Source organism: Pseudoalteromonas sp. CF6-2 (assembly GCF_021729425.1).
GTDB lineage: Bacteria > Pseudomonadota > Gammaproteobacteria > Enterobacterales > Alteromonadaceae > Pseudoalteromonas > Pseudoalteromonas arabiensis.
The window spans coordinates 837,715-850,204 of the sequence record NZ_CP091442.1 but is presented as its reverse complement, the minus strand read 5'-3'; the positions used below and the strand labels follow the sequence as shown (position 1 = coordinate 850,204).

Here is a 12,490-nt window from a genome sequence, read left to right as displayed (position 1 = left end):
GTTAGCCAAACGAATGCAAATATAATATTCTTAGCATTAAAACAAAAAGGAATAAAGGATATCTTATGCGGGGCTGTATACTTGCCATGACTTTGCTAATCAGTACACCAATAATTGCCACTGAAATTGAAAATAACGAGGTTGATGGTTTTGATAAAGCAGCGATTAATCTCACAGATATAAAACCTGTTTTAAACCGCATAGCCAAGCATCCTGCAATTACACTACAGCAACTCGGTAGGTCGTACCACAGTCAACCCATATACGCTCTTGATATAGGCTCTGGCACCACAAAAGTGATGATGTGGAGTCACATGCATGGTGATGAAAACACGGCAACCGCTGCACTTATGGATTTTCTTGATTTTATAACTTTGCCCGAAAACGCTCACTGGCTACAAAGCTGGCAAGACAAACTAACGCTCAGGATTATTCCCATGATTAATCCTGACGGTGCCAACGCTCAAACGCGTCACAATGCACAAGGTATTGATCTAAACCGTGATGCAAAAGCATTGAGGACCCCAGAGGGGCAAACACTCATGCGTGCCGCTAAGGAGTTTAAACCTGATTTTGGCTTTAACTTGCATGATCAGAACGCGTATTACGGTGCAGGAAAAAAAGGGAATCAAGCTACTATTTCTGTACTCGCCCCTGCCTATAATGATGCAAGAGAGATTAATACTAGCCGTGGCGAAGCCATGCAGCTTATCGCTCACTTAGCTAAAACAATTGAGACAATGATCCCAGGGCACCTAGCAAAGTATAACGACAGTTACTCGTATCGAAGCTTTGGTGATACATTTTCCGAAATGGGTATTCGCACTATATTAATTGAATCAGGTGCTTACCCGAACGACCCTCATCGCCAAGTTGCGCGAAAAGTAAATCGTGTACTTTATAAAGAGATAATCGATACACTACAAAATGGCACGTGGAAAGCAGCCAGCATTAACCAATACAATGCAATTCCTTTTAATGCTAGTAATAACTGGGTCGATCTACTTATTGATGATGTGAATGTACAGAGCCATTACGGTGATTACAAAATAGATATAGCCATTAATAACAAAGGTAATGCACCACGTATCAAAGAGCTGGGAGATATAAGTAGCATTCGCCGTGGCTACACTCAAATAGATGCCAACAAGCTCGTTTATAACCCAGGTAAAGGTTTTTCTTTAACAGAACCAATTAAGCTTAATAAGAGGCATTATAAAGAGCTATTAAAGCAAGGTTATAGCTGCTTTTCAGGGGATTTCGCGAAACTCGATAACCGTTCACACTGGCCAGTTTACCGGTGCCAAGGCGCATTTGATTCGCAACCTAAATTGCACGCCTCAGCGGCATTCTTACTTTACCAAGAACAAACCGTAAAATACGCAGTACTAGGTTCAGAACTCATAAAACTCAATTAATAAACATTAAAAAAGCGCCTAAAGGCGCTTTTTTTGTGGTTAAAGAATTTGATTCTCTTTCCAGACTTGTTCTTTTGCCATGCGCTTTTTGCGCTTGTCACACGGGTCGTCGCAGTCGCAGGCTTTGTCGATACCAACAGCACCTAGGCCGCCACAACTACTGGCCATAGATTTCTTTTGCACAATCATACCAACAGCCATCGCTGCCACAATTAAAATAAGTAGACCAAATGTAAGAAGAAAAAGTGACATTGCTTTGCCCCTATTGTTCAGCAATAAAATTGAGCCCAACCTGTTGGGCTGTATGCATTATAAACTGCTTCTTGCCCTGCTACAAATAAGGTTTAAAAGCAGGGCTTGAATAAGTGACTAAGCCATTGTCTGACTTACCAATTAAATATACCGGCAGATTATGTTCTTCAGCATATTTTTGCGCACGCTTCATTCCCATAACTGTCAATGCTGTTGCTAAGCCATCAGCCGTCATTGCTGAAGGATGCAATACTGTGACCGACACTAAGTCATGACGACTTGGCATGCCTGTTACAGGATCAATTAAGTGACTATATGTCACACCATCCATTTCATAAAAAATTCTGTAGTCACCTGATGTGGCAATACCATTGGTACCTGGTTCAATCACTTTATGTACTTTGCGCACGCCAGGCTCTGCATCTGGCTGCTCAATTGCAATTTTCCACGTGATGTTGTCTGGCTTAATACCCGATACACGTAGCTCACCACCTATCTCAACCATATAATTTGTTAAGCCGTGGCTTTCAATAACCTCTGCAACTTTATCTATGCCGTAGCCTTTTGCCGTAGCCGAAAACGACAGTTCTAAACCGTCTATCGTTTTCATAAGGCCTGAATCTGTTAATTCAAGCTTATCAACACCAATCTTTTCAATCATCGCCGCTAAGGCTTCATCAGTCGGGCGTTTAGTCGGCTTTTTATCTGGACCAAAGCCCCATAAGTCAATAAGTGGCCCCATTGTCACATCAAGGGTTTTTGTTGATTCACCAAGGCGAATTGACTCAGCCACAACCTTACGGAAATCATCACTAATCGGCATAACCTGCCCTGCTGGTAACTGGTTGAACTGGTTAATTTCTGAATCAGCAATGTAAGTTGACATAGATTGGTTTACATCTTTGAGTGCTTGCTTAATTTCAGAATGTAAATCAGCCCCTTCTAGTTTAGAAGGTTCAGCAAATACCTTGATGTGATAAGTCGTTCCCATGGTTTTGCCTTCGAAATAATGCTCCTCAGCTTTATCTGCTTGGCTACAACCTGCCATGAGTAAAGTAATAGTTAGTAAAAAAAAGGCCATCAAGCCTTGGCGATAAAACACTCTATTCATAGCACTCACCTTTAGGATACCGTGACGTTGGTATAAAAATAAAAAAAGCCTCGTAACACATTGTGCTACGAGGCTTGTATTCTAACCAAAACTTATTGTTTTGTGTATGGTGTTAGCCACCGAAGTCATCTAATAAGATGTTTTCGTCTTCTACACCTAAGTCTTTAAGCATATTGATAACAGCCGCGTTCATCATTGGAGGACCACACATGTAGAACTCACAATCTTCAGGCGCTTCATGATCTTTCAAGTAGTTTTCATAAAGTACGTTGTGGATGAAGCCTGTGTAACCTTCCCAGTTATCTTCTGGTTGTGGATCAGACAGTGCTGTATGCCATACGAAGTTATCGTTTTCTGCTGCTAAGCCGTCGAAATCTTCTACGTAGAACATTTCACGCTTAGAACGCGCACCATACCAGAAGCTCATCTTACGCTTAGAATTTAAACGCTTAAGTTGGTCAAAGATATGTGAACGCATTGGTGCCATACCTGCACCACCACCTACGAATACCATTTCTGCATCAGTGTCTTTCGCGAAGAACTCACCGAATGGGCCAGAAATAGTCACTTTATCACCTTCTTTTAGTGACCAAATGTACGAAGACATTTTACCACATGGAAGGCTTAGGTCTCTTGGCGGCGGCGTAGCGATACGCACGTTAAGCATGATAATGCCTTCTTCTTCTGGGTAGTTAGCCATTGAGTATGCACGAATTGTTTCGTCATCCACTTTAGACTCCAGATCGAAGAAACCGAAGTGGTTCCAGTCGCCACGATACTCTTCTGGAATATCGAAATCAGCGTATTTAACGTGGTGAGCTGGTGCTTCAATTTGAATATAACCACCGGCACGGAACGGTACTGACTCGCCATCAGGAATTTGTAATTTAAGTTCCTTGATGAAAGTTGCCTTGTTATCGTTAGAGATAACTGTACAGTCCCACTTCTTAACACCGAAAATTGACTCTTCAAGTTCAATTTCCATGTCGTTTTTAACATTTACCTGACACGCTAAACGGCAGCCTTCACGCGCTTCACCTTTAGAGATGTGATCAAGTTCTGTTGGTAAGATATCGCCGCCACCTTCTTTGATGTGTACACGACACTGACCACAAGAGCCACCGCCACCACATGCAGATGAAACGAAGATACCTGAATCAGCTAGGGCACCTAATAGCTTGCTACCTGCTGATGTTTTAATAGCTTTATCTGGGTCGCCATTAATTCCGATGATGATATCGCCGCTTGCTACTAATTTAGATTTAGCACCAATGATAACTAAAACTAAAATAACAACGATAGCGATGAAAACACCAACGCCTAAGAAAATCTCATTCATGATTTATCCTCGCTACCTATTAAAGTGAAATACCAGAGAATGACATAAAGCCAAGACCCATAAGACCAACAGTGATGAAAGTAATACCTAAACCACGTAAGCCATCAGGAACGTCTGAATACTTCATTTTCTCACGGATACCAGCAAGTAAAGTAATTGCTAGCGCCCAGCCCACACCTGAACCGATACCATAAACAACAGACTCGCCGAAGTTATAGTTACGCTCAACCATGAAAGATACCGCACCGAAGATTGCACAGTTAACTGTGATCAGTGGTAAGAAGATACCTAACGCGTTGTATAGTGCAGGGAAGAACTTATCTAATGCCATTTCAAGAATTTGTACCAGTGCTGCAATAACACCGATGAATGTCAAGAAGCGTAAGAAGCTAAGGTCTGCTTCTGGGTAGCCAAGCCACTCTAATGCACCTGGTGCAAGAACAGCGTGATAAACCAAGTTATTTACAGGTACAGAGATACCTAGTACCACGATAACTGCCACACCTAGGCCGATTGATGTTGTTACTTTCTTTGATACCGCAAGGAAAGTACACATACCTAGGAAGAAGGCTAAAGCTAAGTTTTCAATGAAAACTGCTTTTACAAATAAACTAATATAATGTTCCACTGCTCGCCCCTTACGCTTTTGCTTCTACTTGGTCTTTCTTGAAGGTACGAAGTACCCAGATGAACAAACCAATAATGAAGAATGCACTCGGTGGTAAAATCAATAGACCCATTGGTTGATACCAGCCACCGTTTTGTACAAGTGGGATAATATCAACACCGAATAGTGAACCTTTACCGAATAACTCACGGATGAAACCAACAGTTAGTAGTACTACTGAGTAGCCTAAACCGTTACCGATACCGTCTAAGAAAGACATTAACGGTGGTGACTTCATTGCGTATGCTTCAGCACGACCCATTACGATACAGTTAGTAATGATTAGACCAACGAATACTGAAAGCTCTTTTGCCGTTGCATAAGAGAATGCTTGCAATACTTGGTCAACCACGATTACTAATGATGCAATAATCGTCATTTGCACGATAATACGCACAGATGATGGGATGTGGTTACGAATTGACGAAATAAACAAGCTTGAGAATGCTGTTACAAGTGTCAATGCGATTGACATGATAAGTGCATTTTTTAAGCTTGATGTTACCGCTAGCGCAGAACAAATACCAAGTACTTGTAGTGCGATTGGGTTATTTGCGAATACCGGACCAAATAGGACCGACTTCATTTCTTTAGTATCAGCCATTATTTCAACGCTCCTTCACGTACTTTCGCAAGGAAAGGACCAAAGCCGTTTTCGCCAGTCCAGAAGTCAACTGTATGATCAACACCATTTGAAGTTAATGTTGCGCCAGAAAGACCATCGATTTGATGTTCATTGCTTGCACCACTTTTCACGATGTTGATTGGTAACTCTTTACCTTGCCATTTAGCAGTCCACTGTGGATTTTGAATTTCACCACCTAGACCTGGCGTTTCGTTGTGCTTGAAGAAATTGATGTTCTTAACAGTTTCACCATCACTCTCAAGCGCTAAGAAGCCATACATTACACCCCAAAGGCCATAACCTTGGATAGGTAGAATGATTGCATCAGTAGAACCATCTGCTTTTTTCGAGATATAAACAGGTGAATTCTTAGTCATGCGTTGAATACCCGCGATGTCTTTAATTCCCTCTTCTTTCAACGCAAAGCTACGCGCTTGGTCGAATTTAGTTTTCTCGAAATCAAATGAGTTAGGATCTGCGCCTTCAACAAATTCACCAGTATCCATATCTACAACGCGCGCTTCAATTTTGCCATTGAAAGTCTCTGATACAGAGCCTTCAACGTCAATGTCAGCTGCCGCTAGGATATTACGTTGAATATCTTGAGTTTTGTTAGCTTGCTGTAAAGGACGAAGCTGAACTGAAGCAAACGATACGATGACTGCACACACTAAACATAGTGCAACAACAACGGTTAGCGTTTTGCCGATTGATTCGTTATTACTAGACATTACGTGCCAACCTCCGCTTGATATTAGCTTGCACTACAAAGTGATCGAATAATGGTGCAAATAAGTTAGCAAATAAGATTGCTAGCATCATACCTTCTGGGAATGCCGGGTTAACAACACGGATCATTACAACCATAAAGCCGATTAACGCACCGTAAGCAAACTTACCTTTGTCAGTGAATGATGCAGATACTGGGTCTGTTGCCATAAAGAACATACCAAATGCAAAACCACCAAGCACTAAGTGCCAGTGCCAAGGCATCGCAAATACTGCGTTAGTTTCAGAACCAACTGTATTTAGTAAGAATGCCGTTGCAACCATACCTAGGAATACACCTAGCACGATACGCCATGAAGCAATACGCACATAAATCAGGAATAAACCACCGATTAATAATGCTAATGTTGACGTTTCACCTACAGAACCTTGAATGAAACCGTAGAACGCATTCCACCATAGTTCCATGTTGCTGTAATCAAGTGAACCAACGAATGCTTGGCCTAGCATAGTTGCGCCAGAGAATGAATCTACCGCAGTCCATACTGTGTCACCTGAAATTTGCGCAGGGTATGCGAAGAATAAGAACGCACGACCAGCAAGCGCAGGGTTAAGGAAGTTACGACCTGTACCACCAAAGATTTCTTTAGCGATTACAACACCAAACGTAATACCTAATGCAACTTGCCATAAAGGAATTGTTGCCGGCAGAATGAGTGCGAATAGTACAGATGTTACGAAGAAACCTTCATTTACTTCGTGCTTACGCACAGAAGCGAATAGTACTTCCCAGAAACCACCCACAGCAAACGTTACTGCGTATATTGGTAGGAAGAAGCAGGCCCCGTAAAACATTTTCGCGCCCCAACCAGAGTCAGCAGTTAATTCACCGCCAAATAATTGGAACAGACCAACTTGCCATGTGTTTGCTAATTCAAAACCTTGTGCTAATGCACCCGCGGCCTGATGACCGATGTTGAACATACCAAAGAACATTGCAGGGAACGTCGCCATCCACACTAAAATCATCATACGTTTTAGGTCGATGTTATCGCGAACGTGTGTTTTGCCTTTATTTACATAACCAGGCGTGTAGAAAATAGTCGCAGCAGCTTCGTAAAGCGCATACCACTTTTCATGTTTACCACCCGGTTCAAAATGCGGCTCAATATCTTCTAGAAATTTTTTTAAACCCATCTCTCTAGCCTTCCTTCTCGATCGTAGTCAAGCAATCGCGCAGGATTGAACCGTACTCGTATTTACCTGGACAAACGAAAGTACATAACGCTAAATCTTCTTCATCAAGCTCTAGCGCACCTAACGAAATTGCACCATCAAGATCACGTGCGATTAAATCACGTAATAATAGTGTAGGTAAGATGTCTAAAGGCATAACACGCTCATAGCTACCAATTGGTACCATGGCACGGTTCGAACCACCTGTAGAAGTCGTCATGTTAAATAGACGGCTCGGAGTCAGGTGAGATAAGAAGGTACGTGTTACAGAGAACTTATTAGCACCAGGCGCAATCCAACCAAAGAATTCTTTTTCGCGACCTTCAAGTAATACAGATACTTGAACATGGTAACGACCTAAGAAAGCATGTGGACCTTGTGAAGTAGCGCCTGACAGCACAGAACCAGAAATTACACGGTTATCACCGTCTTCTAATTCGCCAGCAACTAAATCATCTAATGATGCACCTAATTGAGTTTTCACTAAGCGTGGGTTTTTAACACGCGGACCAGCAAGCGAAATAACACGGTCTGTGAAGATTTCACCTGTCAGGAATAAGTTACCAAACGCAATAACGTCTTGGTAGCCTAAGTGCCAAACCTGTTTGCTAGCAGAAACGGGGTCTAAATGATGAATGTGTGTACCAACAAGGCCAGCCGGGTGTTTGCCACCAAACTCATGTACTTCTACTTGAGGGATTGATGAACTAGGCACTTGACTACCAGCTTGTTTACAAACAAATACTTTGCCGTCAGTTAAACGAGATACCACAGCTAAACCGGCTTCAAATGCTGGAGTGTTTTCAGCAATGATGACTGCAGGATCTGCAGCTAGCGGGTTAGTGTCGATAGCCGTTACAAAGATAGAGCTAGGATTTGCATCCAAAGCAGCTACTCTGCTGAATGGGCGAGCACGTAGTGCTGTCCATTGACCTGACTGAACTAGTACTTCTTTCACTTTTTCACGGTCTAAGCTTGAAAGCTCGTCGGCCTTGAAAGAGTCAAAGGTGATTTGCTCACTGCCATTAACTTCAATAACAACAGATTGCAGCACACGTTTAGCACCACGATTAATTTCTTTAACTACCCCAGAAGCTGGTGCAGTAAATAAGACGCCTGGGTTCTTTTTGTCTTCAAAAAGTACCTGGCCTTTTTTGACTTGGTCATCCACACGAACATGCATGGTTGGACGCATACCAATAAATTCTTCACCTAGCACAGCTACACGTTTGACGGCAGAACCATCATGAATAACTTGCTGAGGTGCGCCCTCTATGGGTAAATCCAGACCTTTTTTTATGTTGATCATACGCACTTGCATTACATTAACGGAAAGAAACTGAAAAATCGTACCAACCACGTCGCTTCTTGATATGCTCAAGTTAAGTTCTTAGTGTCTAAAAACAGCTTGTTTCACACCCAAACAAGCAACGCAGTAAACTCCTCACATATATTGCCCGAATTTTAACATCAATCAGGGTGACTATGCGAGAGCAAATATGAAATTTATACGACTGATGTGGTTATTTAGACTACAAAAAACCATTTGAATTAATTTCAATATAGACCAAAGTGCTATTGATGCCGTTTTATTTTCTCTTAAAAACAAAAAAGCCGCTTAAAAAAGCGACTTTTCCAAAACCAGCGTTATTTAATCACTAGTCAATCAGCTGTGAAATCGCCACATCAGGATTCACATCTTGCTCGTAATCTACGCTATCAATACCAAAACCGAATAAACGTAAAAACTCATTGTGGTAACCCACATAATCCGTTAATTCGTCAATGGTGTCTGTGTCTACCGTATCCCACACTTTTTGAACACGAGCTTGAACATCGTCTTCTAACTCTTTGTAGTTTTGGAATAAATGACCGCCGTCATCGAAACGTGGCGTTTCGCCGTAAAGGTTTTCAGTGAATAGCGCATGGATTTGTTCAATCGTACCTTCATATGTACCGTCAGCTTTCATTACTTTGAATAACGCAGAGATATATAAAGGCATGATAGGAATTGCTGAACTTGCCTGTGTCACAACTGCATTTAATGAAGAAACATACGCTTCACCATTTAAGCCTTTTGTAGATTCTTTGATTGCTTGTGTTGCGCGATCAAGGTCTTCTTTTGCTTTACCAATCGTTGCGTGACCGTAAATTGGCCATGTTAACTCTTTACCAATGTAGGTATAAGCCGTTGTTTTGAAGTTATCAGCAAGGACATCGGCTGCTTTTAATGCATCAATCCACATTTCCCAATCTTCACCGCCCATTACTTTAATTGTATTGTCGATGTCTTCTTGGCTTGCCGCTTCAACGGTTACTTCATCAATCACACGCTTAGACGTATTTAAGTTTTTCGTTGTGATATCTGAGCCAATTGGCTTAAGCGTTGATGAGTATGTCTCACCTGTATTTGGGTCAGTACGACGAGGAGACGCTAAGCTGTAGATAACTAAATCAATTTTACCTAAGTCAGCTTTAATCGTATCAATTGCTTTTTGCTTGATTTCATTAGAAAACGCATCGCCATTGATATTTTTAGACCATAAACCCGCTTCTTCAGCAGCTGCTTGGAATGCCGCAGTATTATACCAACCTGCTGAGCCTGTTTTACGCTCGCTACCTTCTTTTTCAAAGAAGATGCCTAAAGTCTTAGCGCCACCACCGAATGCAGCTGTAATACGCGATGCCAAACCATAACCAGTAGAGGCACCAATCACTAATACATTTTTAGGCGCATTGCTCAGTGGCCCCTGTGCTTTCACATAATTAATTTGTTCTTGTACATGCTCAGCACACCCTACTGGATGCGCGTTAGTGCAGATAAATCCACGAATTTTAGGCTTAATGACCATTGATCATCCTATATCTATCACAATAAAAATTAGCGCTAGTTTAAAGGCTAATAGTTAAAATACAGGTCTGATCAGTAATATAAGTATAAATTACTAATCAAACCATACGATTAATCGAACTTTGAACCACCCAAACATGTTGGTGATTCAGGAGCCTGCCCTTGCTGTGCAGAAAACTCATCGGGCGTAAAAGTATGAATCGCCAATGCATGTATATGATTAGCTAATTCATCTTGTAATAATTCATTAATTTGACGGTGGCGTGCAAGTAAACGCTTACCAGCGAACTCTTCGCTCACCACAATTACCTTAAAGTGTGATTCTGTGCCACGACTATGCATATGGCTTTCATTAACAACATTTAGGTGCTTACATTCAATACCCGCTGCGAGCTTTTCCTCAATTTGTTGTTGCATTGACATGTGTCATAGACCTTTAATAGCAAAATAATTGGTCGTCACTATATCAAGGGGATGACTCATTTTACCAATAATTTTATATTATCGAGCGAAAGGTTAAATTAATACGGGGATGCATTAGCTTTTGCTGCTTTGGCAAGCTGTGTTGATAGTCACGTTGACTAAAGCCATTCATTATTAAGCAGCTACCACTTTGCAGCAAGATACTCTGTTTTTCATTACTGTGTTTGTGCTTAATTTTAAATACCCGCTCAGCCCCCAGTGAAATAGACGCAATAGTCGGCTGCTCACCAAGCTCTTTTTCATCATCACTATGCCATCCCATACAATCTTGACCGTCACGATATAAATTTACCAACAACGCATTAAATGGAATGCGTAATTGTTGGGATAAGCGCTTTCGCATTGCATCAAGCACCTCAGGCCAAGGTTCAACCACAAGCTGTGTGCCTGAATAAGCATAGTTAATCTGCTCATCAGCGATAAAGCACTGCAAACGAGGAATAGGATGGGTTTTACCAAAAACAGTGATATTGGGCTGTTGCCAATTTAAATGTTGCTGTAAAAAATAAAACAAATCGAGACTTTTTTGAGCACTCAACGCTTTCTGTTGATAATAAAACCCTTCAGGTAAATGATTAGGCTTGGCGTTTGGCTGTTGCATGTTAGAATTTACCCATACTTAAATACTTACCCTAAAACCATGATGACCACCCAAGTACAACTCGGCGATAATACCTATACCCTAGAACGTTTTCCATTAGATCAAAAAAATCGCAGCCTACAAGCTTGGGACTCTGCCGATGAGTACCTTGTCACTTATGTACGGGAGCATCATGCGCAGGCAAATTCAATCCTGATTTTAAATGACAGCTTTGGTGCATTGGCTTGTGCGTTTAATCAATTAACCACTTATTCAGTTAATGATTCGTATATTAGTCATCAAGCAACATATTACAATTTACAAGCAAATGGCTTAGAAACAAGCTCATTGACGCAATTAAACTCTTTAGAGGCATTACCAAACAAGGTTGATTTAGTGATCTTAAAAGTGCCACGAAATTTAGGCTATTTGCAACATCAACTTGCTGCAATCAGTGCCGCGCTACCTAAAGATGTTGACATAATTGCAGCAGGCAAAACCAAAGACATTCATAACTCGACAATTAAAGCGTTTAGCCAATTCATTGGCGAAACATCAACAAGTTTAGCCGTTAAGAAATCTCGCTTAATCATCAGTAAAACGAGCCAACTCAATAAACAAGCTGCATTTCCTGTAAGCTGGCCACTTGAAGGCAGTGAGTTTGAGATTCAAAATCACGCCAATGTTTTCTCTCGTGATTCTTTAGATATTGGCGCTCGCTTTTTCTTTAACTACTTGCCACAAACCAGTAAAGCACGCCACATCATTGATTTGGGCTGTGGCAATGGCGTGATTGGACTGATGACACTCAAACGCTGCCCCAAAGCACATGTCACCTTTGTTGATGAATCATACATGGCAGTTGAATCTGCACGCCTAAATATACAAAGTAATTTACCTGAGCAATTAGCTAACTGTGAATTTATTCAAAATGATTGTTTAACAGATTTTGAGCCGCAAAGTGCAGATCTTGTTTTGTGCAACCCCCCTTTTCACCAAGCGCAAGCTGTGACCGATCACATTGCTTGGCAGATGTTTAAACAAGCTAAGCAGGCACTTAAACAAGGTGGTGAATTAAGAATAATAGGTAATCGTCACCTCGATTATCATGAAAAACTAAAACGCATGTTCGGCAACTGTAAACTATTGGGTTCAAATAAAAAGTTTGTTGTTTTAAGTGCAAAAAAGACAACTTAATG

At 41.3% G+C, this 12,490-nt stretch carries 13 protein-coding genes; 2 read left to right on the top strand and 11 right to left on the bottom strand.

Annotated features, from left to right (window positions below):
• Positions 1–65 precede the first annotated feature (65 nt).
• Entirely contained in the window at positions 66–1,418 is a 1,353-nt protein-coding gene (locus L3Q70_RS03965) for a M14 family zinc carboxypeptidase (RefSeq protein ID WP_237114881.1), read from the top strand.
• A gap of 39 nt (positions 1,419–1,457) precedes the next feature.
• Here L3Q70_RS03965 and nqrM read toward each other — a convergent pair whose 3' ends face one another.
• From nqrM to L3Q70_RS03910, 11 genes are all read right to left on the bottom strand, one after another.
• Positions 1,458–1,670, bottom strand: coding sequence for a (Na+)-NQR maturation NqrM (gene nqrM / locus L3Q70_RS03960; RefSeq protein WP_055020649.1), 213 nt, complete (start codon positions 1,668–1,670; stop codon positions 1,458–1,460).
• Between the two features lie 79 nt (positions 1,671–1,749).
• Complete coding sequence (locus L3Q70_RS03955; RefSeq protein ID WP_193988418.1) at positions 1,750–2,781, bottom strand: FAD:protein FMN transferase; 1,032 nt, start codon at positions 2,779–2,781, stop codon at positions 1,750–1,752.
• A gap of 112 nt (positions 2,782–2,893) precedes the next feature.
• The gene (gene nqrF, locus L3Q70_RS03950; RefSeq protein ID WP_062570265.1) at positions 2,894–4,120 is read right to left on the bottom strand and encodes an NADH:ubiquinone reductase (Na(+)-transporting) subunit F; all 1,227 of its coding nucleotides are present in this window, start codon (positions 4,118–4,120) and stop codon (positions 2,894–2,896) included.
• A gap of 19 nt (positions 4,121–4,139) precedes the next feature.
• Positions 4,140–4,748 (bottom strand): NADH:ubiquinone reductase (Na(+)-transporting) subunit E, encoded by a 609-nt coding sequence (nqrE, locus tag L3Q70_RS03945; RefSeq protein ID WP_016708692.1) that lies wholly within the window; start codon positions 4,746–4,748, stop codon positions 4,140–4,142.
• A gap of 10 nt (positions 4,749–4,758) precedes the next feature.
• Positions 4,759–5,391: an NADH:ubiquinone reductase (Na(+)-transporting) subunit D gene (locus L3Q70_RS03940; protein WP_054554281.1), complete on the bottom strand. Its 633-nt coding sequence runs from the start codon at positions 5,389–5,391 to the stop codon at positions 4,759–4,761.
• On the bottom strand, positions 5,391–6,143 hold the full coding sequence (locus L3Q70_RS03935) for a Na(+)-translocating NADH-quinone reductase subunit C (protein WP_062570264.1): 753 nt from the start codon (positions 6,141–6,143) through the stop codon (positions 5,391–5,393). Before L3Q70_RS03935 ends, L3Q70_RS03940 begins: the two co-directional genes overlap by 1 nt.
• Positions 6,136–7,338 (bottom strand): NADH:ubiquinone reductase (Na(+)-transporting) subunit B, encoded by a 1,203-nt coding sequence (locus L3Q70_RS03930; RefSeq protein ID WP_062570263.1) that lies wholly within the window; start codon positions 7,336–7,338, stop codon positions 6,136–6,138. Before L3Q70_RS03930 ends, L3Q70_RS03935 begins: the two co-directional genes overlap by 8 nt.
• A 4-nt stretch (positions 7,339–7,342) precedes the next feature.
• Positions 7,343–8,686 (bottom strand): Na(+)-translocating NADH-quinone reductase subunit A, encoded by a 1,344-nt coding sequence (locus tag L3Q70_RS03925; protein WP_237115237.1) that lies wholly within the window; start codon positions 8,684–8,686, stop codon positions 7,343–7,345.
• A 349-nt stretch (positions 8,687–9,035) separates the two neighbouring features.
• A complete protein-coding gene (gene fabV, locus L3Q70_RS03920; RefSeq protein WP_130151022.1) occupies positions 9,036–10,229 on the bottom strand; it encodes an enoyl-ACP reductase FabV in 1,194 nt (397 codons plus the stop codon).
• Between the two features lie 110 nt (positions 10,230–10,339).
• Complete coding sequence (locus L3Q70_RS03915; protein WP_062570261.1) at positions 10,340–10,651, bottom strand: BolA/IbaG family iron-sulfur metabolism protein; 312 nt, start codon at positions 10,649–10,651, stop codon at positions 10,340–10,342.
• Positions 10,652–10,724: 73 nt separating this feature from the next.
• Positions 10,725–11,312, bottom strand: coding sequence for an alpha-ketoglutarate-dependent dioxygenase AlkB (locus L3Q70_RS03910; protein ID WP_237114880.1), 588 nt, complete (start codon positions 11,310–11,312; stop codon positions 10,725–10,727).
• 42 nt (positions 11,313–11,354) lie between these two features.
• Here L3Q70_RS03910 and L3Q70_RS03905 point away from each other — a divergent pair, with 42 nt between their 5' ends.
• Positions 11,355–12,488, top strand: a complete 1,134-nt coding sequence (locus tag L3Q70_RS03905; protein ID WP_062570781.1) for a methyltransferase — start codon at positions 11,355–11,357, stop codon at positions 12,486–12,488.
• Positions 12,489–12,490: the final 2 nt, after the last annotated feature.

Coding starts and splice junctions, on each gene's coding strand:
- nqrM (WP_055020649.1), bottom strand. CDS start 1,670: ATGTCACTTTTTCTTCTTACATTTGGTCTACTTATTTTAATTGTGGCA.
- L3Q70_RS03935 (WP_062570264.1), bottom strand. CDS start 6,143: ATGTCTAGTAATAACGAATCAATCGGCAAAACGCTAACCGTTGTTGTT.
- L3Q70_RS03915 (WP_062570261.1), bottom strand. CDS start 10,651: ATGTCAATGCAACAACAAATTGAGGAAAAGCTCGCAGCGGGTATTGAA.
- L3Q70_RS03955 (WP_193988418.1), bottom strand. CDS start 2,781: ATGAATAGAGTGTTTTATCGCCAAGGCTTGATGGCCTTTTTTTTACTA.
- nqrF (WP_062570265.1), bottom strand. CDS start 4,120: ATGAATGAGATTTTCTTAGGCGTTGGTGTTTTCATCGCTATCGTTGTT.
- L3Q70_RS03965 (WP_237114881.1), top strand. CDS start 66: ATGCGGGGCTGTATACTTGCCATGACTTTGCTAATCAGTACACCAATA.
- L3Q70_RS03940 (WP_054554281.1), bottom strand. CDS start 5,391: ATGGCTGATACTAAAGAAATGAAGTCGGTCCTATTTGGTCCGGTATTC.
- L3Q70_RS03930 (WP_062570263.1), bottom strand. CDS start 7,338: ATGGGTTTAAAAAAATTTCTAGAAGATATTGAGCCGCATTTTGAACCG.
- L3Q70_RS03910 (WP_237114880.1), bottom strand. CDS start 11,312: ATGCAACAGCCAAACGCCAAGCCTAATCATTTACCTGAAGGGTTTTAT.
- fabV (WP_130151022.1), bottom strand. CDS start 10,229: ATGGTCATTAAGCCTAAAATTCGTGGATTTATCTGCACTAACGCGCAT.
- L3Q70_RS03905 (WP_062570781.1), top strand. CDS start 11,355: ATGACCACCCAAGTACAACTCGGCGATAATACCTATACCCTAGAACGT.
- L3Q70_RS03925 (WP_237115237.1), bottom strand. CDS start 8,686: ATGATCAACATAAAAAAAGGTCTGGATTTACCCATAGAGGGCGCACCT.